The organism is Glutamicibacter endophyticus (assembly GCF_048457885.1).
In the GTDB taxonomy this organism is placed as follows: Bacteria; Actinomycetota; Actinomycetes; order Actinomycetales; family Micrococcaceae; genus Glutamicibacter; species Glutamicibacter endophyticus.
In genome coordinates this window covers 1,116,434-1,136,247 of sequence record NZ_CP174200.1, presented here as the reverse complement: position 1 = coordinate 1,136,247, position 19,814 = coordinate 1,116,434, and the positions used below count along the sequence as shown (strand labels likewise).

Sequence of the window (19,814 nt, the reverse complement as noted above, 5' to 3'; positions counted from 1 at the left end):
TGGCCGAGCAATGGAATGTGCCTGCAAGATCATTTGTCGAAGGTGCGTTGAGAATCCGGCACTGGGGGCAAGAAATCAGCACCGAATCTATTAATCGGCGTGGCCACCGGACTGCTCAAGGAGCTGAATCAATTGCTGCAGTGCCGCCTGAGTGGCTTGGGCGCGGATCGCTTCTCGTCCACCTACGAAGTGATGGGCCTGAGCTCCGCTTTCGCCGGCATAGGCCCAGCCGATATAGACGGTACCCACGCCCTTCCCGTCATGCGGTTCGGGTCCGGCCACTCCGGTGGCTGAAACTGCTAGATCCGCACCACAGGCACGGCGTGCGCCCAGAGCCATCTGCTCCGCCACCTGAGGGTCGACGGAACCGGCTGTAGCCAGCAGTTCTTCGTCCACGCCAAGAAGCGCGGACTTCACCTCGCTGGCATAGGAAACAACCCCGCCCCGAAGCGCTGCAGATGCCCCTGGCACGGTGGCTAGTTCCGCCGCGATGAGTCCTGCGGTGAGTGACTCCGCGGTGGCGATGCTCAGGTGTTGGGTTATGGCGCGCTCAATGACCTGACCGGCTCGCTGAGTTGTGGTCATCTCTTATTGCTCCTGAGTGTCGCGTCGGGCCTGTCGGCGCAACACGATGGCCTTGTACACATACTCCAGACCGGTGCCCACGGTCACCGCTGCGGTGGCCAGCATGAGGATCCACGCGGTGGTGTTCAGCCAAGAAATGGTCTGCGTAAAGGGCAATAGGTACAGCCCGATGACCACGGCCTGCATCACCGTTTTGATCTTGCCGCCCATATTGGCGGCGATAACCCCATACCGAATTACCACCACGCGTAGCAGGGTGATCCCCCACTCGCGCACGAGGATCACGATGGTCACCCACCAGGGCAATTCACCCAAAATGGAAAACATCACCAGCGCCGAACCGGTAAGTAGCTTATCGGCGATGGGGTCGGCGATTTTACCGAAGTTGGTGATCAAGCCGCGGCTACGGGCTAGGTCGCCGTCGAGCTTATCGGTATACATCGCCAGTACGAAGATCACCAGGGCAACCCAACGCCATGCGCCATAGTGATTTTCATCCGCCACCAGCGCCCAAATGAAGAAGGGCACCATGAGGATACGGATGGTGGTCAGGACATTGGCGATGTTCAGCGTCGGTACCGGCGCCTGTTCATTATTTGCCGCCATGAGCTTAGCCTCTTCCTGTCAGGTCCCAGGCGTCCTCGCTCGAGTCGTCCGAGTCATAGTAGTCGACCGCTTGTTCACGGGCATCGAGGTCCGCGGCCACCTCGTCAATTACCGGAGCATGATTCACCTTGGCCTCTTCCACGAGCGCGGATTCGGTCGCCGAAGCCTGATGCGCGTTGGGATCCTCGCCACGCATGGTCGCCAACACTGCAGGCAGGTCATCGGGCTTGACCAAGACATCGCGGGCCTTGGAACCTTCCGACGGCCCCACGACGCCGCGGGACTCCATCAGGTCCATGAGGCGTCCGGCCTTGGCGAAGCCCACGCGCAGCTTACGCTGCAACATGGAGGTGGAACCGAACTGGCTGGTCACGACAAGCTCGGTGGCCTGCAACAGCAGATCCAGATCGTCTCCGATGTCCTCGTCGATCTTCTTCTTTTCTGCCACCGGCACCACGTCGTCGCGGTATTCGGGTTGCAATTGCGACTTGACGTGTTCGACGACGCGCTGGATTTCGGACTCGGTGACCCAGGCCCCCTGAACACGCATGGGCTTCGAGGTACCCATGGGCAGGAAGAGCGCGTCGCCCTGGCCAAGCAGCTTCTCCGCACCCGGCTGATCCAGCACCACGCGCGAGTCGGTGACCGACGAGGTTGCGAAGGCCATGCGCGAAGGCACGTTGGCCTTGATCAGGCCGGTGACCACATCCACGGAGGGGCGCTGTGTCGCCAGCACGAGGTGAATACCCGCGGCACGAGCCAGCTGAGTAATACGCACAATAGCGTCTTCCACGTCGCGTGGAGCCACCATCATCAAGTCGGCGAGCTCGTCAACGATCACCAGCAGGTAAGGGTAGGGCTTGAGTACACGCTGCGATCCGGCCGGAACCTGCACCTTGCCGGCCCGCACTGCCTTGTTGAAGTCGTCGATGTGCTTGAAACCGAAGTTCGCCAGATCGTCGTAGCGGGTGTCCATCTCCCGCACCACCCAGGCCAAGGCCTCGGCGGCCTTCTTTGGGTTGGTGATAATCGGGGTGATCAGGTGCGGCACGCCTTCATAGGCGGTAAGTTCCACGCGCTTCGGGTCCACCATGACCATGCGCACTTCATCCGGTGTAGCGCGCATCAGAATCGAGGTGATCATCGAGTTCACGAAGGACGACTTACCGGCACCGGTAGCACCGGCCACCAACAGGTGTGGCATCTTGGCCAAGTTGGCCACAACGAAACCGCCCTCGACGTCCTTGCCGACACCCATCACCATCGGGTGTTCGCTCTTCGTGGCGTTGTTGCTGCGCAAGACGTCGCCGAGGGCGACGATCTCCTTATCGGTATTCGGGATCTCGATACCGATAGCGGATTTGCCCGGAATCGGCGAAAGGATACGCACATCCGAGGAGGCCACCGCATAGGAAATGTTCTTGGACAGGGCGGTGACCTTTTCCACCTTGGTGCCCGGAGCCAACTCGATCTCGTAGCGAGTCACCGTCGGACCACGGGAGAAGCCAGTTACCTGCGCATCGACCTTGAACTGGGCGAGCGTATCGGTGAGTGCGGCGACCACTGCCTCATTGGCGGCGGAGGCTTCCTTAGCCGGAGGGCCGGCTGGCAGGTAGTCACTGGAGGGCAGGGTGTAGGTGACGTCTCCGGCGACGGTGAGCTGTTCGGAACGCGGTGCCACCACACGCATGGCCGAGGTGCTGGCTTCCGGCTCAGACTTCGCGGCCAGTCCTACGCTGTCCATGATGGCGGCGCGCTTGGCTTCTTCCGCGGTGGGTCGCTTAACGCCTGGAGGCGGGCCGGAGGGCAAAGCGGTCGTCGGAGCGTCGTCGGTGCTTGGTGCCGGGGCACGGTCTGCTGCCGAAGGCATGGCGCTGGTGGGTTGCTCGGAGGCGTCAAAGTCAAAGGCGGCCGGCTGTTCCGGGCGGGAGATCGCCTGGGTGGCAGCCTCGGTGGCATCCACGTCGTAAATCTCTCCGCGGTTACCGCGTACGGCGGCAAGTCGCGCGGCGGCGGCCTGACTGGCTTCATCGTCGGTTGCGGCGTCCTTAGCGTCGATCACGGCCTTGTCGTAGGCCACGTCTCCGGGGCGTGGCGTGCTCTCGGCACCGTCCACGTCAAACACTTCGGTGACCTTCTTGGCCGCAGCCCGGCGTTCGAAGAAGCCGCGCTTCTTCGGCTTCGCCGCGGCAGGCTCCTCCTTGGGGTAAAGGTAAGACTGGTCGTGCTCCGGGGCGTTCGGGTCGAGATTCACGGTGGCCGGGGCGCTGGCCGCAGGCTTCTGCTGCGCGCGAGGCTGATTGGGGTCTTGGCCCAGCAGCTTGTTGTACCCGGCGCGAATACGTTGCGGAATCTGCATCACCGGGGTGGCGGTGATAATCAGAAGCGACATGAAGATCAGGAAGATGAAGACCGCCATGGCCCCGGGCACGGTGATCAGCAAGCCCAGCGGGGTGCCCAGAATGGACCCGGCCATACCACCGGCGGCCCAAAGCACCTCGAACTCGTCGGAGACCGCGGGCGAGCCTTGGATCAGCGAGGCCAAGGCGGCCCCGGACAGTGTGAGTATGCTCAGGCCGATGCCGATACGCTGGTTGGCCTGTTCGTTCTCGGGGTGACGGAACAATCGGGTGGCGCCGATCAGCAAGATGACCGGTAGCACCGTGGCCATGAAGCCGAGGCTACCGCCAGCCACCGCATGTACTCCGCGCCCAAACCATCCGACATCGCGTAGGCCCCACCATTCAATGATGGCGACAAGAACCGCGACGAGCACCAAAAATAGTCCGGTGCCGTCACGGCGCAGTTCGTAGTCGGGGCGTACGTTGGGGCCCAGCTTACGGAAAGCGCCACCCACGACCCGGGCGATGCCCATCCAGAGGCTACGCAGTAGGCGCAGTGGAAGGGCCAACTCCTCTTCGGGGTTGGGTGGTGTTTTCTTGCCGGATGACGATTTGGTAGCCCGCGGTTTACGCGGTGCCGCCTTCTTCGTCCCCTGCTTGGAGGAAGCTTCAGCCATAGGTTAAGGGTATCCCGCCGGGCTGGAAGGGACCCGAATTTACACGGTCATACGGGTCACGCCGGCCCGTAGCGCCGGCCGGTATACTCAGGGCTTCCGGCTGACTAGTACGGAGGGAGAAGCAGCATGAAGCGCTTACGCACCGGGTGGTGGCTCTTGGCGGGGGCCATCCTCGCGGAGGTTGCCGGGTCGCTGAGTCTGAAACTGGCCCTCGAATCGCCGTGGCTGTATCTGCTGGTTGTCCTCGGGTATGCAGCCGCTTTTACCCTGCTCGCGTTTGTCCTGCGTTGCGGAATTCCGCTGGGCGTAGCGTACGGCGTGTGGGGCGCGAGTGGAGTGGCGTTGACGGCGCTCCTTTCGTGGTTGCTTTTGGGTGAGGCGCTTACTCCGGTGATGCTTCTTGGAATCGTGATCGTCATTATTGGCGTGCTCTGCGTCGAACTTGGCAGTCAATCCGCGGAGCACTCCCGTGCCGCCAACCAGCCGGTAGGTTCCTAATGTCGGTCGTGCTTTTGGCGCTGGCCATTGTGTGCGAGGTTGCGGGGACCTTGTCCTTACGCATGTCGTTGACCAACAAACGATGGTATCTGGCGGTCGTCGCAGGCTATGTGACCGCCTTTAGCTGCCTCTCGGGGGCATTGGCCCAAGGTATGGCGCTGGGTGTGGCATACGGGGTGTGGGCCGCCTGTGGAGTGGCGCTCACGGCGGTCTGCAGCAGATTTCTTTTCGGCGAAGCGCTCACCTGGCTTATGTCGCTGGGGATCGTCCTCATCGCCGGCGGGGTACTGCTCATCGAACTCGGCACACCACAGGGCTAAACTGCCGCGAAAGTACTCGAGCCACACCCGGTGACTGCGTGGGACAGCACACCATTGACGTAGGTCTCGGCGTGCGCTGTCTACCGGACGATATCTACCGGCCAATCTAACCAATAGACGCGACGAGCGAAGGTGGTGCGGCGAGCCAACAAACGGCGAGCGCGCCGCCCCCCGACCCTGATGGTCGACGACGACGCGCTCTGTGAACGGCTATGAAGCCTAGGACCAGCCGATAATTTGCGCGAAGACAAGCGCCACGAGGGCGATACCGAGCCAGGTCAGGAACAGCGGGAAGAAGAAGCGCACCCACTTCTGCCATGGCACGCCGGCGATGGCTAGGGTAGCCATGAAGTAACCCGAGGTGGGGAACAGAATATTTCCGTAGCCATCACCCAGCTGGTAGGCCAGCACCGCGGTTTGTCGCGTGACATCCAGCAGGTCCGAGAGCGGGGCCATGATCGGCATGGTCACCAGCGCCTGCCCACTACCCGAAGGGATGATGAAGTTCAGCAGCATCTGGCCGATAAACATGCCTACCGCGGCCAATGCCGGCGGCAGCCCACCGATTGCCTCCCCCAAACCATGAACGATGGTGTCCAGGATCTGTCCGTTTTCCAGCACGACGGCGACACCGCGGGCGATACCTGCAATCAGGGCGCCGACGAGCACGGCGCGGAAACCGTCGTTGAAAGATTCCGCCAGTTCCTCGCCCCGTAGCCCGGCGATTACGCCGACGACTGCGCCAATGACGATAAACAGCCCGGCCATTTCCAGCATGAACCAGCCCAGCTTCAGCACACCAAAGACGAGGAGCGCAAAGAAGGCTAGGGCAACGAAGGCAGCGATGCGTTGGCGCACGGTCATTACGTGCTTCACCGCGCCCGGTGCGGTTTCGATGTACACACGGCGTTTCTCGGTCTCGGCTGGATTGCCGTGCACATAGCTGGCCGTTTGATCGCGCTTGACCTTGTTGGCGTAGCGGATGACGAAGAAGATCGCCACGGCGACGGTTACACCAAAGATTGCCGCGCGCAACCCCAGACCGGACCATAGGGGAACCCCAGCCAGCTTCTGGCCCAGTCCCGTGTTAATCGGGTTGAGCACGCCGGCCGCGAATCCGGCCGTCGTCGCGCAGAGTGCCACACCGGCGGCCACGATCGAGTCATATTTAAGCGCAATGATCAAGGGCAGGATCACCGGTACGTAGACCAAGGCGAGTTCCTGGGTGCCGATGAGCGTGGCGACCGTGGAGAAGACCGCCATGAGCACGGCGATGAGTACCGGGCCGCGACGGGCAAATCGCTTGCTCAGCGCTGCCACGGCGTGCTCGACCAGGCCGGTTGCCTTCAAGACTCCGAAGAGTCCACCAATCATCAGGGTGAAGATGACGACCTCTGCCGCGGAAACCATGCCGCGCGGAATCGCGAGCATGAAATCGACCGGGGTCGTGGGCTGGGCGTCAATAAAGGTGAAGCTATCCGGGTCGATGGTGGTTCGCCCATCGGGGCCGTCGATGCGCTCATACAGACCGCCCGGAACGAGGTAGGTGGCCAGTGCGGCCAACGCGATGAACGCGAAGAGAATGATGTAGATGTGGGGTACACCGATTTTTCGGCGTTTGCGCGTCGCAGGTTCTGCGTTCTCGACTTCTTGCTCTGCCATTGTCTATACCTTCATGGGCTCGGAACGAGTGATTGATTGATACGCGGATCCGCCAAGTCGACCCTCGTCAACCAAGCACTCTCCGCAAATTCCGCATTATGAAAACTTTTTTCATTAGAATGTCTACAAGTGTCGAGGGTCACATGCTGGCTGTCAATGGTCTGTCTCGAATTGTGAAGCGCCGTGGGACCAACGGGTCTAGTCAACTCCCACCGGCAGCGAAAAGCCTTCTCAGCCAGTGATTGGCGTCGGTCTTTGCAAAGGTACAGAGCAGTCCCCCATACTTGCGCGGCAAGCGTTCGCGGAGAAGACTAGCTGGAACGGAAGGGTGGCCCCATGCATGAGAAGGCAACGAGCATCGAGCAATACCTGCAGGGGATCAACCCCGAGGCGAGAAATGAACTCGAACGCCTACGGGCACTCGTCACCGAAACCGTTCCCGACGTCGCCGAATCGATCAGTTACGGCATGCCCACGTTGACGTATCGGTGTCGGGCTCTGGTGTATTTCACGGCCTCGAAGAAGCATTTGAGCTTCTACCCATCGTCGTGGGCCATCGAAGAGTGCCAAGATCGGCTCGGAGACTACCAGTGCACCAAACACGCCATTCGGTTTACCCTCAACAAGCCGTTACCAGATGCTTTAGTCCGAGACTTGGTGCTCATCCACCGGCGGCATATTGACGCCGACCTCGACTGAACGCACGCGTGCGCCACGTTCAGTTGATGATGAAGGCTTCTTTCGCCCCACACTCTGCGGCCGGTTCCCGCTCGGCAATTTCGCGATAGCCGCCACCGAATGCGATCGGCGAACCTTGCGAGTACTCATCGCCATCTAGCTGCAACGCGGGGTGGCCCTCGGACACCGAAGTACGTTGCGGCCAGATCACCAGGACCTCAGTCGTATCGTCGGGTAGTCGTGCTAGCCAGCAGCCCCCATCGCCAACCTCCAACGTCCCCTCAAGATGAGCGGTCGACTGAGCCTGTTCAGTCGCGTCGGAGAGAAAAGTGCGCTGTCCGCCGGCCTGCACCTGACGAATTTCCGTTCCGCCAGCACACCCGGTGGCGCCGAGCGCGATGGGGGCGAGAATCATCATCGAGATTGCAAAACGACCAAGAGGTCCGCGGATAAGCATGAAAGGTAAGCTATCGGTACTCTCTGGACAGTTCAAGCCCCCAAAGGACGCGGCCGGCGAACGCCCGAGCGTGGAGATAAGCAGGCACGCGAGGCATCTTCAGCGTTTACTCATCCCCAAACGGTAGGCTGGTAGATCGTTCCGGTGCCGACCACCTCCAGGAGAGCTAGTGCCAGAAGGCTCCACGCCACCTTCGAAGTCCATCACGCGACGCTCCGTCCTTGCCCTCTCCGTCGTCGCCGCAGGAGGTTTTGCCGGCGGGGCGCTCTGGGCGAACCGCGAAGGGGCCTCCGCGCCGGTCCCCGAGTCCACGCCTTCACCCTCCCCCACGCCCAGCCCCGAACCGATCTGGAAAGAACGCGATCCACACTTCCTGGCCGAGCTCACCCGCGGGAGAGATACCGGCGGGATGCACCGCGAATACACCGGCGTCTTCCCCGCGCTCACACTGCGTGATGTCGTTCCGCTCATCGGGTTAGGAACCGCCGAGGATCCTTGGGTGGCGGCGACCATCATCGGTCCTTCCCATCAGCTTCAGATCATCCCGTCCGGGTCCTCGACCCCCGCCTACACCTTGAGCATTCCCGAAGACGCTCAAGGCGAAATACTCTCCATGGCCTGGGACGCGAAACGCAAGACGCTGTATCTCTCCGTCTCGGGAAGACTGTGGGCATGGCGTCACGCCGCCCCCAAATCCTTGGCCAAGCTCGGAGATGTCCCCAAGGCCAGTACCCTCTACGACCTCGTCGTCGACGAGAACTCCGTGGTGTGGGGCGGAACCTACCCCACCGGAACGGTCTTCAACTACACCCCGGGCACACAAAAAATTCGTGTCTTCCCACGCATGGCCGCGGATAGCGACTACGTGCGTCGGCTCGCACTGGATCCCACCGGCAGACTCTGGGTCGGCACCGGCTCACGGAACCCACGCATTTTCACCTTCCCGACCACCGATCCCAGCGACCGGACCGAGGTGCAACTTCCGACGCCGCAAAAGAACGGCTTCGTCTCGGTGCTGCGTGCCCGCGGTTCGCAACTGCTCGTGACCGCCAGCGGACACGTCGACCAGCTGGTGCTCGATACCAAGACCCGCAAGTGGCTCACGCCGATGGACTTGAAGGGCTCCTCGCGCAACGCGTCAAACTGGCTGCCCGGCCGCGACACCTACTACACCGTCGTCAAGGGTCGGCTCACGGCCAACAAGCCGGGGGCGGCCTCGGCCCTGGACCTCGGGGCGATTGGCACCAATGCCCCGATCGAACTGCACGCCACCGCGAATTCCGTTCTGGTCTTCAGCGAAACCGCTACCGGTTACCGGACCGAGCGCTTCGACCTGAAAGCACGCAAATCCGCCGGGCAGCATGCGGTGACACTGACCGAAGGCCTATTCGATGCACACAGCCTGCTCGCTCATTCCGATGGCAACCTCTATATCGGCGGGTTCATGGGCTCGGGGCTCTCCGGTCTCAATCCGGTGACCGACGAACGCTGGCGCTCGCCGGAGGGCGGCCAAGTCATACATCAGGTGGAGAACATGATCGAGTTCTCCCCTACGCGCTGCTACCTAGGTTCCTATGGTGCCGCGGACTTGATCAGCTGGGACAGCGCGCAAAAGGACGACGACAACAGTTACCGCCGGATCTCGCGGTTGAGCTATGAGTACCATCAGTCGCGCCCGTACGGCTGGGCGGCGAACTCCACGCAGGTGTACTTCGGCACCGTCCCAGATTACGGGCTGGCCGGCGGCGTGTTCGGGATGATTGACCCAGAAAAAGACCGCGTGGCCTGGGTGCTTGATGGCAACGGCAAGGGCTTCATTCCGGGCCATTCGATTATCGGCCTGGTGGCCGACGAGGACTACGTGTATGGAACCACCTCGGTGCGCAACGGGTACGGGATCCCCGACACCGAAGGACCGTCCCAGGTCTTCAAATTCGATGTGAAGACCAAGAAGCTAGTGTGGCAAAGCGAGCCGGTCGAGACCGCCGGGGCCTTGTACTCTCCGCAGCTGGTGGCCGGCTGGCTACTTGCCGCGGACATTGAGGGCATCAACGTGATCGACCCACGCAATGGCAAACTCGAAGCACGCCATAAGGTCAGCGCCCACTTTAATGCTTCGCGCCGTCCGGGGTGGGCCTCGGCTGGCCTCGAAGTAGTCGGCGACGGGGAGCGTGTGGTGCACAGTGCCTCGGGAACGACCACGGTGCTGAACTTCCGCACCGGCACACACCACCGCATCGGTGGGCCCGGAACGAAACGACGTTTTGGCGTGCGCCTGGCCTCGTTCCCCGACGGACGGGTCTTTGCCACCTACAACGATACGTCGGTAGCCCAGCTGGACTTGGAGCCGGTGCCAGAACCGGCGGCGACGGCCAAACCCAGCGCTAAACCAACGCCCACCGCATAAGCGGTCGTTGCTAGTCCAGTTCTAGGGTCTGTTCGACAAGCACGGCGCGCAGTTCCAAGGAGCCGCCTAGGGCTTCGGTGTAGCGCCGCAGGGTACCGACGGATACCTCATCGAGCGCGCCCCTTTCCAGGTCGATGACCTCCGCCAGACTGGCGCCGATTTGCTCGGCCATCTGCTCACGGGTGATCTCGTGGGCCTGCCGGAAATCCGAGAGTTGCCGGGTGCGGTTCGCGCTCTTCATGCGCTTTTGGTGAGCCACAATCGATTCGCGGTTCACCTCATGTAGTGAGCTCAGGTCATCGGATCCATGTCGCATCGCAGCCACTCCTCGGGGTCGGCGTTTCCTCGGCCTTCGGCACAGGTTCTCCGAGGGCTGTGGTTATCGTACGTCCTGACACCGAACGGCGAGTGAACCGTGCCCAACAAGAATGAAAAGCACGTAATATATCGCCTCGAGGCAGCATTTCGGCCGGAATGAGCTCCCCTACTTGACGGTAAAGCTCACCCGGTGCCAACCGGTCGCACCGTTGGGGGCCGGGCTCATCGGCTCCTCGATTTGTAGCCTGCCCTCGCGGTCATAGGCCCGCACAGTGGCTGTATGCTCCCCTGCCGCCAAGGAATCCACACGGAGCACGAACTGCCGCCAGGTATCGACCGAATCCTGCTCCGCCAGTTCGGCTTGCTGCCACGGACCGTCGTCGAGACGCACCTCGACCTTGGAGATTCCGGTGTGCTGGGCCCACGCGGTACCGGCAATGGCGAGCTTCTCGGAAGACACCGTGGCCTTGGCCCGCGGAACATCAATCCGCGAAGACAACTTGATCGGACCATGGGTGGACCAACCACGAGTGCTCCAATAGGCCAAGGCTTGGTCGAAGCGTGTCACCTCGAGGTCAATCACCCATTTCGTGGCCGAGACGTATCCGTAAAGCCCAGGAACCACCATGCGCACCGGGAAGCCGTGTTCGAGCGGTAGCGGCTCGTCGTTCATGCCGACGGCGAGCAGTGCGTCGCGGTCATCGGTGAGCGCTTCCAAGGGTGTCGAAGCGGTAAACCCGTCGTGGCTGGTGGACAGGACCATATCGGCCTCGGGTAACGGCCGGGCGCGGGCCAGTAGCTCACGAATCGGGTAGCCCAGCCATTTGGCGTTGCCGATCAATTCCCCGCCGACCGGGTTCGAGACACAGGCCAAGGTCACTCGGCTTTCAATCAGCGGCTGTGCAAGGAGTTCGGCAAAGTCGATTTCCAAATCTTCTTCGACCATCCCGTGGATGCGAAGCCGCCAATTCTTGGGGTCGATCTCGGGCACCCGCAGGGCGGTGTCGATGCGATAGAACTCGGCGTTCGGTGTCACGTGCTGCGGCATCCCGTCGACGTTGATTTGGGCGCCAGCGGGAACCGCCGCGGCCGGTGTTGCAGCGCGCGGCAGTTGAAGCGCCTCCCGAGTGGCAGAGGCGACATTGCGCACCGAAGATAGGGCCCTGCCGCCAACACCTAGGAGTACGGCCCCGGCGGCGGTAACCGATACGGCCCGCAGGAACTCACGACGCGAACTGCGCGGCACCTCGTGCTCCGTATGCGACGAGTTGCTCCCCTCCGTTGCTTCGGCGGCGCGCACCGTATAGTTCAGGGCGAGTATTCCCGCCACGGCTCCCGCGGCGGTGGGCACCAAATCCAGGATTCCTGTGGCTGCGCGAGACCAGACCGCCGTGCCGAGGGCTATCGCCAGCAGGATAATTAGCCCCGCGGCAAAGGCACTTGCCCGCCGCGCCAGAATCCCGAGCAGGGCGGCGGCGAGTAAGGCCACAATCCCCATGGAAATGAATAGCGCCAGCTTGTCGTTCGTGCCGAAAGCCGCGATGGCGAAATCTTTCAGCCACGGCGGGGTGATATCGATGAACCACGCGCCGACGGCCACCAGGGGTGAGGAGGCGCGCGTGAAAGGCACCGAGGCCAACTCCGCCACGCCGAAGAAGAGGCCGGCCGATACCACCCCGGCAAGCGCGTAGCGCCAGCGCTGGACGTTCGGTGATACAGTGCTGTTCATGTCCTACTCCTCGGGCTTGGGCTCCCATCATAGGCAGGCAGCAAATCCCGTGGCCGGTTCCTAACGGAACCGTAATGTTCTGCGCGCTCGACCTCTGCGCCGCTGGAGAGGCGGATACCGGAACGCGGTGAGCGGTGCCCGGCTCCTAGGTGACCCGGAAGGAGACTTCGTGCCAGCCGGAGCTGCCATTAGGCACGGGGTTGGCGCGCTGTTCGCTCTGCAATCGCCCCGAGCCGTCGTAGGCGCGCACGCGGGCGGTATGAGTCCCCGGAGCCAGGCCGCGCACGGGCAACGACCATTGTCTCCAACTGTCTATACCTGCCGCCGCGGCTAGTTGCGCTGCGTGCCAGCGGCCTCCGTCGAGTTGCACCTCAACACGGGTAATTCCACTACGCTGTGCCCAAGCGGTGCCGCCGAGCATGAGGTCTCCGGCCGGTACTTGGGCAAATCCGCGAGGCACGTCGATCCGCGACGAGAATTTGATCGGTCCACGAGCCGACCAGCCGCGCGTTGTCCAATAGGCCTGCTTATCCGCAAAACGTGTCACTTCGAGATCGATCACCCATTTTGTGGCCGAAACATATCCGTAGAGTCCGGGAACGACCATGCGCACCGGGAATCCGTGTTCGGCAGGCAGCGGTGCGCCGTTCATCCCCACGGCGAGTAAGGCGTCGCGCTGATCGGTCAGCGCCGCAAGAGGTGTGGAAGCGCTGAACCCGTCGTGGCTGGTGGAGAGCACCATGTCCGCCTGCGGGAGCGGCTTGGCGCGGGCCATGAGCTCACGGATCGGGTAGCCCAGCCATTTGGCGTGGCCGACGAGGTCACCGCCGACCGGGTTGGAGACGCAGGTGAGCGTGACCCAGCTTTCGACCAGCTCTTGGCCCAGCAGTTGGTCGAAATCCATGGTGATTTCGTGTTCGACCAAGCCGTGGACTCGCAGGCTCCAGGTTGTTGGATCAATCCGGGGTATCGATAGCGCCGTGTCGATGCGGTAAAACTCCTCATTGGGGGTCACGAAGGGCGGCATCCCTGCCAGCTTGACTGCCACGTCATCGGGGAGTGTTGCAGCGCGTCGAGCGGGGGCTGGGAGCCTCACCTGGTCGACGGTGGCCCGGAAGGTCGAATGCGCTGATGAAAGGGCCCGTCCCGAAGCCGCCATCACCCCAGCAAGTACCAGACCCAGTGAACTCAATCGCAGGAAATCGCGACGAGTGTGCCCTCCTCGGCCCGCCGTTTGTTCCGCGGCGTTCCCCGCCGGCGCGCCGTTAGCGACTCGGCGCGCCCGGCCCGTCAACAAAGTCAATGTGCACAGGCCGAGCAGAACACCGAACAGCGTGGGCAGCATATCGCGCGGGCCGGTAGACGCGCGGGTGAGCACGGCGGCCACCAGCAACAGCCCCAATGCGGCGACCAGCGCAAGTGCGGCCGGTAGCCAAGCGGCAGCCAACCGTCCAATGGCCGTGGCGATCAGTAGCGACACCAGGCAAATGAAGACAAACAGTGCCACCTTGTCGTAAACGCCAAATAACGCAATGGCTAGGTCCTTGACTGCCGGTGGCGAGAAATCGATCAACCAGGACCCTATTGCCACCACCGGTGAGGCAGCTGCTGCGAAGAACACCGAGATGAGTTCCGCCGCGCCAAAGAGCAGGGCGCCGGAAACGATACCGACCAGAGCGAACGGCCATCGGCGTATTGGCTGCCGGCTATCAAGCCCATGGTTTTTCTTCATGATGGCCTACTTTCCGTGCCATTGGTGCGGCGCCGGCCCGAAGGGTAGCGGCGCCGCATTGCACCTGCGTTAGTGGCGTGTGACCTTGCGGCCCAAGAGCAGGCCGCTGAGCAGCATGACGGTACCTAGGATGAAATGCAGCCAGTTATCGGCCATATTCAGCGGGATGAAGTTCGCCGGCCCAGAGCCGGCAGCCAGTCCGTAGATCCACAAGACCAGGTAGACGGCTCCGGAAAGCACGAGAAACATCTTGGACCTTGGCGCCGCGGTGGCAGCGACAAGCCCCAGAACACCGAATATCAGGTGCACCAAATTGTGCAGGGTGGAGATTTGAAAGACACCAAGGAGCATCGCCTCGGAATGGTGTCCGGCGAAGCCCAGATGTTCGATCCCGCTGGTGATACCCGGCACGAAGCCGAGGATCCCGACGAGTAGGAAAGTTACGCCAAAGAGTCCGGCGGCCAGTTGCAGCGGGCTTCGTTTAACGGTGGTTTGCGCGCTCATGATGTGCTCCAATGTGCTGGGCGGCGGCCACGTATTTGCCGCCGCTGACACAAGTGGTTCGGAGCATTCCCCCATCTGGATTGCCGGATGGGGAAAAATTTCTAGAGCTCCTGGACGAGGATCGGGTCGGTGGTGGGCTGCGGAGAACCGCCCGCCGGTTCGACGGTAATTCCCAGATGCGTCACGCCTTCCATGCTGCCTTCAACGAGGCTTACCTCTCCGGAGGCCAGCATCCCGGCCGGCGTCGCGCCACTGTCCCCGATGAGCCAGAGTTCATAGCCGTGGCCTTCCGGTGCCTTGGGCAGTTGCTCCCCCGAGACGGACATCAGGCCAGAGGCACTCGAGTAGGCAAGGGTCACCGTGGCGCCGTCACTGGTGCGGGCCTGCACGGTCCGCAAATCCGGGGCCTGCAATAGCGAGCGTAGCCCTTGCGCCTCATTCTGCGCCGCATTGAGTTGCTCGCGCAGCTCGTTGCCTTGCCGGTGCTCGGCGACGAGTATGCCACCAAGGCCGAGCGCTGCCACCAGCAGTGTGGCCGCGGCCAAGGCAAAGGCGGTTCGGCCTCGTCGTGCCCTCGGTACTGGTTCGGTCGCTACCCGCTCTTCGCGGACTGGCCCCGGCGTTGGTGCCGAGGTCATCGCCGCTTCCGGTCCGCTAGCGGGTTCCTGGGCGGCGGACGTGGCCGAGGTGGGATCTGCGGCGGGCTGCTGCGGCAAATCACGAATCGCGTCGAGCACATTGCGTTTTAGCTGCGCCGGTGGCTGTTCGGTAGCCGCGTAGCCAAGAACGGCGGCACCCTCAGAAAGCTGTTGCACATCCTGTGCTAGGGCTTCGTCAGTGGCCAGCAACCGTTCAAAGTCGGCTCGTTCGGTGTTGGACATGGCGTTCAACGCATACGCGGCGGCGGCATCCGCGTGTTCAGAGTTCTTCCGCTGTTCCATCAGGCCACCCCCATTCCGTTTCGTAGTCGTTTCAGTCCATCACGTATTCGTGTTTTCACCGTGCCTAGTGGAACGCCAAGCCGTTCGGCAACTTCATGTTGCGTCAGGCCCTCGTAGTAGGCCAGTGAAATCGCCTGTCGTTGCGCATCCGGCAGCGTTTCCAGCGCTTGCCGGGCGCGCTGCGCATCGGCATGCACTATGGCAAGGTCTTCAACATCATCGTGCGACTCCTGATAGTCGCGGATGCCTTCTCGAAGATCCCGGTTCCGGCTCGCGTTGGCCGAGCGTACTCGATCTACCGCTCGCCGGTGCGCGATTGTTGCGATCCAGGGCAGGGCCGAACCGCGCGTCCGATCGTAGCGAGCGGCATGTTGCCAGAGTTCAACGAATACCTCTTGGGCCACGTCGGAGGCGAGCTCCGGATCGACCAATATGCGCCGAGCCACACCATAGACCATCGGTGAGACGGCGTCGTACAGCGCTTCGAAGGCCGCCCCGTCACCCTGCGCGGTGCGTGTGAGCAGCTCTTCGGGCGTCGCATCGAGTGCGGCAGAGCGCTGCCCAGTTTCCGATTCCTCCATGTGCATCAGCATCTCACGTCTCCTGTAGCCTGGCCCGGTTCCCACTCCGCCGAGGCGTGGGGCAAAAATGGGGCGAGGTAGCTGCCGCTACCCCGCCCCACCTCGTTCATCTCAGCCCGAGGCCCATCGACGGCCCCGGTGGTGCGTTATTCGGATTTCATTGAGGGCATCAGCACCTGATCCACCAGGTAGACCGTGGCGTTGGCGGTCTGCACGCCACCGCAGATGACGTTGGCGCCGTTGACCTTCAGCTCATCCCCGGAACCGGTGACCTCAACATCTTCGCCCTGTACGGTGGCGTGTTTCCCGGGCAGGTCCTCAGGCAGGATTTGGCCGGGAACAACGTGGTAGGTCAGCACAGTACTCAGGGTGTCGGCGTCCTGCACCACGGCCTCGAGGTCCTTCTCGGGGATCGCGGCAAAGGCCTGGTCGACCGGGGCGAAAACGGTGAACTCGTCTCCGTTCAGGGTGTCCACCAGGTTGACCTCGGGGTTCAGTTTCCCAGAAACCGTAGCGGTCAGAGTGGTCAGCAGCGGGTTGTTTGAGGCGGCAACGGCCACGGGGTCCTGTGCCATCCCGGCCACCGATCCCTCGCCGTCGGGAACCTGTTCGGCGTAGTCGGCACATCCGGAGCCCACCAGGTACTGCGCAGGGTCCATGCTCGGCGATTCGCTGGACTCGCTGGCCGGGGTGGAAGCCGTTGCGGCCGGCGAGGAACTCTGCGGGGAGGACGTGGTGCCACCGGTGCTGCAGGCGGCGAGCCCAAACAATGCAGTGAGGCTCAGGCCAACAAATGCGGTGCGCGCAATCTTCTTCATGGTGTTGCTCCTTCGATCTGCGGACCTGATGGACCGCGAATGGTGTACCCGTGGTGTGGGGCTGTCATCGAAGGTTCGGAGCGGTGGCGCGAGTGGATTGGATTATTTTTCTCTCCGCTTCGCGCGTCGGCGCTCGAACGGGCACACCATGGAATCCGCGGCCTCGGGAGCAACACCTGCTATGCCGCTGTGGCATGGGGTTAAACCACCGGTCCCCACCTCAAACATGGATGAGGTGGGGACCTGTAGTGTGGCAGGCGGGCTAGGCCTCGAGCACCACGGGAACGATCATCGGGCGGCGACGCAGCTTGCGGGAAACCCACGAACCTATGACGCGGCGGGTGATCTGTTGCAGCTGATGGGTGGTGTGCGAGGGGTTGTTCCCCACCGCTTCCACGATCGCTGCGGCAATCTTCGGCTTGATCTCGTTGAAGACCTTATCGTCCTCGGCGACACCGCGGGCGTGGATATCCGGCCCGGAGATGATGGTGCCGTTCTGCCGGTTGATGACGGTAATCACCGAGATGAAGCCCTCTTCGCCAAGGGTGACGCGGTCCTTCAGGTCCGAGTCGGTCACGGTGCCGACCTTGGAGCCGTCGACATAGACGTAACCGCAGTCGACCTGACCAACCAGCTCGGCCTTGCCGTCCTTCAGATCCACCACCGAGCCGTCCTCGGTCAGCAGCACGTTATCCTCCGGCACGCCGGACTGTGCGGCCAGTCGGCCGTTGGCGATCAGGTGACGGGTCTCGCCGTGCACCGGCATCACGTTCTTCGGGCGCAGAATGTTGTAGCAGTACAGCAACTCACCGGCCGAGGCGTGCCCGGAGACGTGCACCTTGGCCATGCCCTTGTGGATCACCTCGGCACCCAGGCGCATCAGGCCGTTGATCACACGGAAGACCGCGTTCTCGTTGCCCGGGATCAGACTCGAAGCCAGGATCACGGTGTCCCCCGGATTGACCTGGATCTTGTGATCGCCGTTGGCCATTCGGGACAGTGCAGCCATCGGCTCGCCCTGCGAACCGGTGGACATCAGCACGACCTTATGCTCGGGCAGCTTGTCGACTTCCTTCATGTCCACAATGACGCCCTGCGGCACGTGCAGGTATCCCAGACGTTCGGCGATGCCCATATTGCGCACCATGGAACGCCCGATGAAGGCCACCTTGCGCCCGTGGATTGCCGCGGCGTCCAGCACCTGCTGCACGCGGTGCACGTGGGAGGAGAAGGAGGCGACGATGATGCGGCGGCGAGCCTTGGCGAACTTCGCCTCGAGCACCGGTCCAATGTCCTTCTCATGCATGGTGAAGCCCGGGACGTCGGCGTTGGTCGAGTCCGAGAGGAACAGGTCCACGCCCTCGTCGCCGAGGCGGGCGAAGTGGCGCAGGTCGGTGATGCGCCCATCGAGCGGCAGCTGATCCATTTTGAAGTCGCCGGTGTGCAGCACGGTGCCCGCGTCGGTGCGCAGGAAAACGGCCAGGGCGTCGGGAATCGAGTGGTTAACGGCCACGAATTCGCATTCGAAGGGCCCCACTTCACGCACTTCACCTTCGACGACGACGGTGCTGTTGGCCTTCAGGCGATGCTCGGCAAGCTTCGCCTCGATGAACGCCAAGGTCAGCTTGGAACCGTAGATCGGGATGTCTTCGCGCATGCGCAACAGGTACGGTACGGCACCGATGTGGTCTTCGTGACCGTGGGTGAGCACCAGGCCGACGATGTCGTCGATCCGGTCCTTGATGTAGGAGAAGTCCGGCAGGATCAAGTCCACGCCCGGCTGGTGCTCCTCCGGGAACAGCACGCCGCAGTCGACGATCAACAGCTTGCCGTTGATCTCGAAGACCGTCATGTTGCGTCCGATATCGCCCAGACCGCCGAGCGGAACCACCCGCAGGGTGTCCTTCTTCAGCTTCTTGGGTTGTTGCAGGCGGGCGGTATCCGCCTTACCCACTGACGTTTCGGTCATATGCGGTTAATCCCTTTCGTTAGAGATCCCATCCGCCTTCACGCAGGTCCGCGCGGATGGCATCGAGTTCAGCGTCCGACGGGGCCAGCAACGGCAGTCGAACGACGGTGTTCGGCAGGACACCCTGCCAGTGAAGTGCGTACTTGGAGGCAACGGCCCCCTGAATGTGGCTCATCAGAGCACGCTGGATCGGGTCCAGCTCAAAGTGTGCGGCGCGTGCGGTGGCCAGGTCCCCGGCGTGCATGGCGTCGACCAGCTTGCGGTAGGTGGCCGCGGCCACGTGGGCGGTGACGGAGACCACGCCAGCGGCGCCGGCGGCCATGAGCGGCAGGGTCAGTCCGTCGTCGCCGGAGTACACGTGCAGGTCGGTGTTGGCCAGCACGGTGGTGGTCGACTGGTAGTCGGCCTTGGCATCCTTCAGCGCAATGACTTCGGGGATTTCGGCCAGCTTGATGATGGTCTCCGGGCTCAGCGCGATTCCGGTGCGTCCGGGAATGTCATAGAGCATGATCGGGAGCTTGGTGGCGTTGGCGATGGCCTCAATGTGGGCGATGATCCCGGCCTGGCTCGGCTTGTTGTAGTACGGGGTGGTGGCCAGAATGCCGTCGACGCCAGCTTCCTTGGCGAGCAGACTCAGGTGAATCGAGTGGCGGGTGTCGTTCGTCGTCGACCCGGCCAGCACGGCCGCGCGATCGCCGACCGCCTCAACGACGGCGCGGAACATGCCGACGTTTTCTTCGTCGGTGAGCGTCGAGGTCTCACCGGTGGTGCCGGTAACCACCAGGCCGTCGCAGCCATCATCCACCAGTTTGCGCGCGAGTTTGGCCGCAGCCTCGTAGTCGACCTCACCGTCGGTGGTGAAGGGGGTGACCATGGCGGTCAAAACGGTCCCGAACGGGAATGCCTGAGGATCGATGTCGCGTAGTGCCATAGTCCAAATCTACACGCGCAGGTGTCATCGTGGCATATCGGCGGGCGCCTGTGATCGGA

At 62.7% G+C, this 19,814-nt stretch carries 18 protein-coding genes; 4 read left to right on the top strand and 14 right to left on the bottom strand.

The window, feature by feature from the left end:
- Window positions 1-90: 90 nt before the first annotated feature.
- Genes ACJD00_RS05385 through ACJD00_RS05375 form a run of 3 tightly spaced genes read right to left on the bottom strand, consistent with a single transcriptional unit; the run spans window position 91 to window position 4,210 of the window.
- Window positions 91-585, bottom strand: a complete 495-nt coding sequence (locus tag ACJD00_RS05385) for a CinA family protein (protein WP_418908816.1) — start codon at window positions 583-585, stop codon at window positions 91-93.
- 3 nt (window positions 586-588) lie between these two features.
- On the bottom strand, window positions 589-1,191 hold the full coding sequence (gene pgsA / locus ACJD00_RS05380; RefSeq protein WP_309408063.1) for a CDP-diacylglycerol--glycerol-3-phosphate 3-phosphatidyltransferase: 603 nt from the start codon (window positions 1,189-1,191) through the stop codon (window positions 589-591).
- Window positions 1,192-1,195: 4 nt separating this feature from the next.
- A complete protein-coding gene (locus ACJD00_RS05375; RefSeq protein ID WP_418908815.1) occupies window positions 1,196-4,210 on the bottom strand; it encodes a DNA translocase FtsK 4TM domain-containing protein in 3,015 nt (1,004 codons plus the stop codon).
- Between the two features lie 126 nt (window positions 4,211-4,336).
- Here ACJD00_RS05375 and ACJD00_RS05370 point away from each other — a divergent pair, with 126 nt between their 5' ends.
- Both ACJD00_RS05370 and ACJD00_RS05365 read left to right on the top strand, forming a co-directional pair.
- Window positions 4,337-4,708 carry a DMT family transporter gene (locus tag ACJD00_RS05370; RefSeq protein WP_418908814.1) on the top strand — a complete coding sequence of 124 codons (372 nt, stop codon included), beginning with the start codon at window positions 4,337-4,339 and terminating at the stop codon, window positions 4,706-4,708.
- Window positions 4,708-5,028, top strand: a complete 321-nt coding sequence (locus ACJD00_RS05365) for a DMT family transporter (RefSeq protein WP_418908813.1) — start codon at window positions 4,708-4,710, stop codon at window positions 5,026-5,028. The genes ACJD00_RS05370 and ACJD00_RS05365 overlap by 1 nt, the downstream gene beginning before the upstream one ends.
- A gap of 219 nt (window positions 5,029-5,247) precedes the next feature.
- Here the strand turns inward: ACJD00_RS05365 and ACJD00_RS05360 are convergent, their stop codons facing one another.
- A complete protein-coding gene (locus tag ACJD00_RS05360) occupies window positions 5,248-6,690 on the bottom strand; it encodes a YfcC family protein (RefSeq protein ID WP_418908812.1) in 1,443 nt (480 codons plus the stop codon).
- A gap of 336 nt (window positions 6,691-7,026) precedes the next feature.
- Between ACJD00_RS05360 and ACJD00_RS05355 the strand changes: the two genes are divergently transcribed.
- On the top strand, window positions 7,027-7,389 hold the full coding sequence (locus ACJD00_RS05355; protein ID WP_418908811.1) for an iron chaperone: 363 nt from the start codon (window positions 7,027-7,029) through the stop codon (window positions 7,387-7,389).
- A gap of 19 nt (window positions 7,390-7,408) precedes the next feature.
- Here the strand turns inward: ACJD00_RS05355 and ACJD00_RS05350 are convergent, their stop codons facing one another.
- A complete protein-coding gene (locus tag ACJD00_RS05350; protein WP_418908810.1) occupies window positions 7,409-7,786 on the bottom strand; it encodes a hypothetical protein in 378 nt (125 codons plus the stop codon).
- Window positions 7,787-7,994: 208 nt separating this feature from the next.
- On the opposite strand from ACJD00_RS05350, the gene ACJD00_RS05345 reads away from it, so the two are divergent.
- The gene (locus ACJD00_RS05345) at window positions 7,995-10,232 is read left to right on the top strand and encodes a hypothetical protein (protein WP_418908809.1); all 2,238 of its coding nucleotides are present in this window, start codon (window positions 7,995-7,997) and stop codon (window positions 10,230-10,232) included.
- Between the two features lie 10 nt (window positions 10,233-10,242).
- Here ACJD00_RS05345 and ACJD00_RS05340 read toward each other — a convergent pair whose 3' ends face one another.
- The 9 genes from ACJD00_RS05340 to dapA form a co-directional block, all read right to left on the bottom strand.
- A complete protein-coding gene (locus tag ACJD00_RS05340) occupies window positions 10,243-10,548 on the bottom strand; it encodes an XRE family transcriptional regulator (RefSeq protein WP_418908808.1) in 306 nt (101 codons plus the stop codon).
- Between the two features lie 168 nt (window positions 10,549-10,716).
- Window positions 10,717-12,279, bottom strand: a complete 1,563-nt coding sequence (locus ACJD00_RS05335; protein ID WP_418908807.1) for a molybdopterin-dependent oxidoreductase — start codon at window positions 12,277-12,279, stop codon at window positions 10,717-10,719.
- A gap of 145 nt (window positions 12,280-12,424) precedes the next feature.
- Window positions 12,425-14,011, bottom strand: coding sequence for a molybdopterin-dependent oxidoreductase (locus ACJD00_RS05330; protein ID WP_418908806.1), 1,587 nt, complete (start codon window positions 14,009-14,011; stop codon window positions 12,425-12,427).
- Between the two features lie 69 nt (window positions 14,012-14,080).
- Window positions 14,081-14,515, bottom strand: coding sequence for a DUF4383 domain-containing protein (locus ACJD00_RS05325; protein WP_418908805.1), 435 nt, complete (start codon window positions 14,513-14,515; stop codon window positions 14,081-14,083).
- A gap of 101 nt (window positions 14,516-14,616) precedes the next feature.
- A complete protein-coding gene (locus ACJD00_RS05320; protein WP_418908804.1) occupies window positions 14,617-15,456 on the bottom strand; it encodes an anti-sigma factor domain-containing protein in 840 nt (279 codons plus the stop codon).
- Window positions 15,456-16,037: an ECF RNA polymerase sigma factor SigK gene (gene sigK / locus ACJD00_RS05315; RefSeq protein WP_418908803.1), complete on the bottom strand. Its 582-nt coding sequence runs from the start codon at window positions 16,035-16,037 to the stop codon at window positions 15,456-15,458. Before sigK ends, ACJD00_RS05320 begins: the two co-directional genes overlap by 1 nt.
- Before the next feature lie 146 nt (window positions 16,038-16,183).
- Window positions 16,184-16,855, bottom strand: a complete 672-nt coding sequence (locus tag ACJD00_RS05310; protein ID WP_418908802.1) for a fasciclin domain-containing protein — start codon at window positions 16,853-16,855, stop codon at window positions 16,184-16,186.
- 262 nt (window positions 16,856-17,117) lie between these two features.
- The gene (locus ACJD00_RS05305; RefSeq protein WP_418908801.1) at window positions 17,118-18,824 is read right to left on the bottom strand and encodes a ribonuclease J; all 1,707 of its coding nucleotides are present in this window, start codon (window positions 18,822-18,824) and stop codon (window positions 17,118-17,120) included.
- Window positions 18,825-18,843: 19 nt separating this feature from the next.
- Window positions 18,844-19,755, bottom strand: a complete 912-nt coding sequence (dapA, locus tag ACJD00_RS05300) for a 4-hydroxy-tetrahydrodipicolinate synthase (RefSeq protein WP_418908800.1) — start codon at window positions 19,753-19,755, stop codon at window positions 18,844-18,846.
- Window positions 19,756-19,814 lie beyond the last annotated feature (59 nt).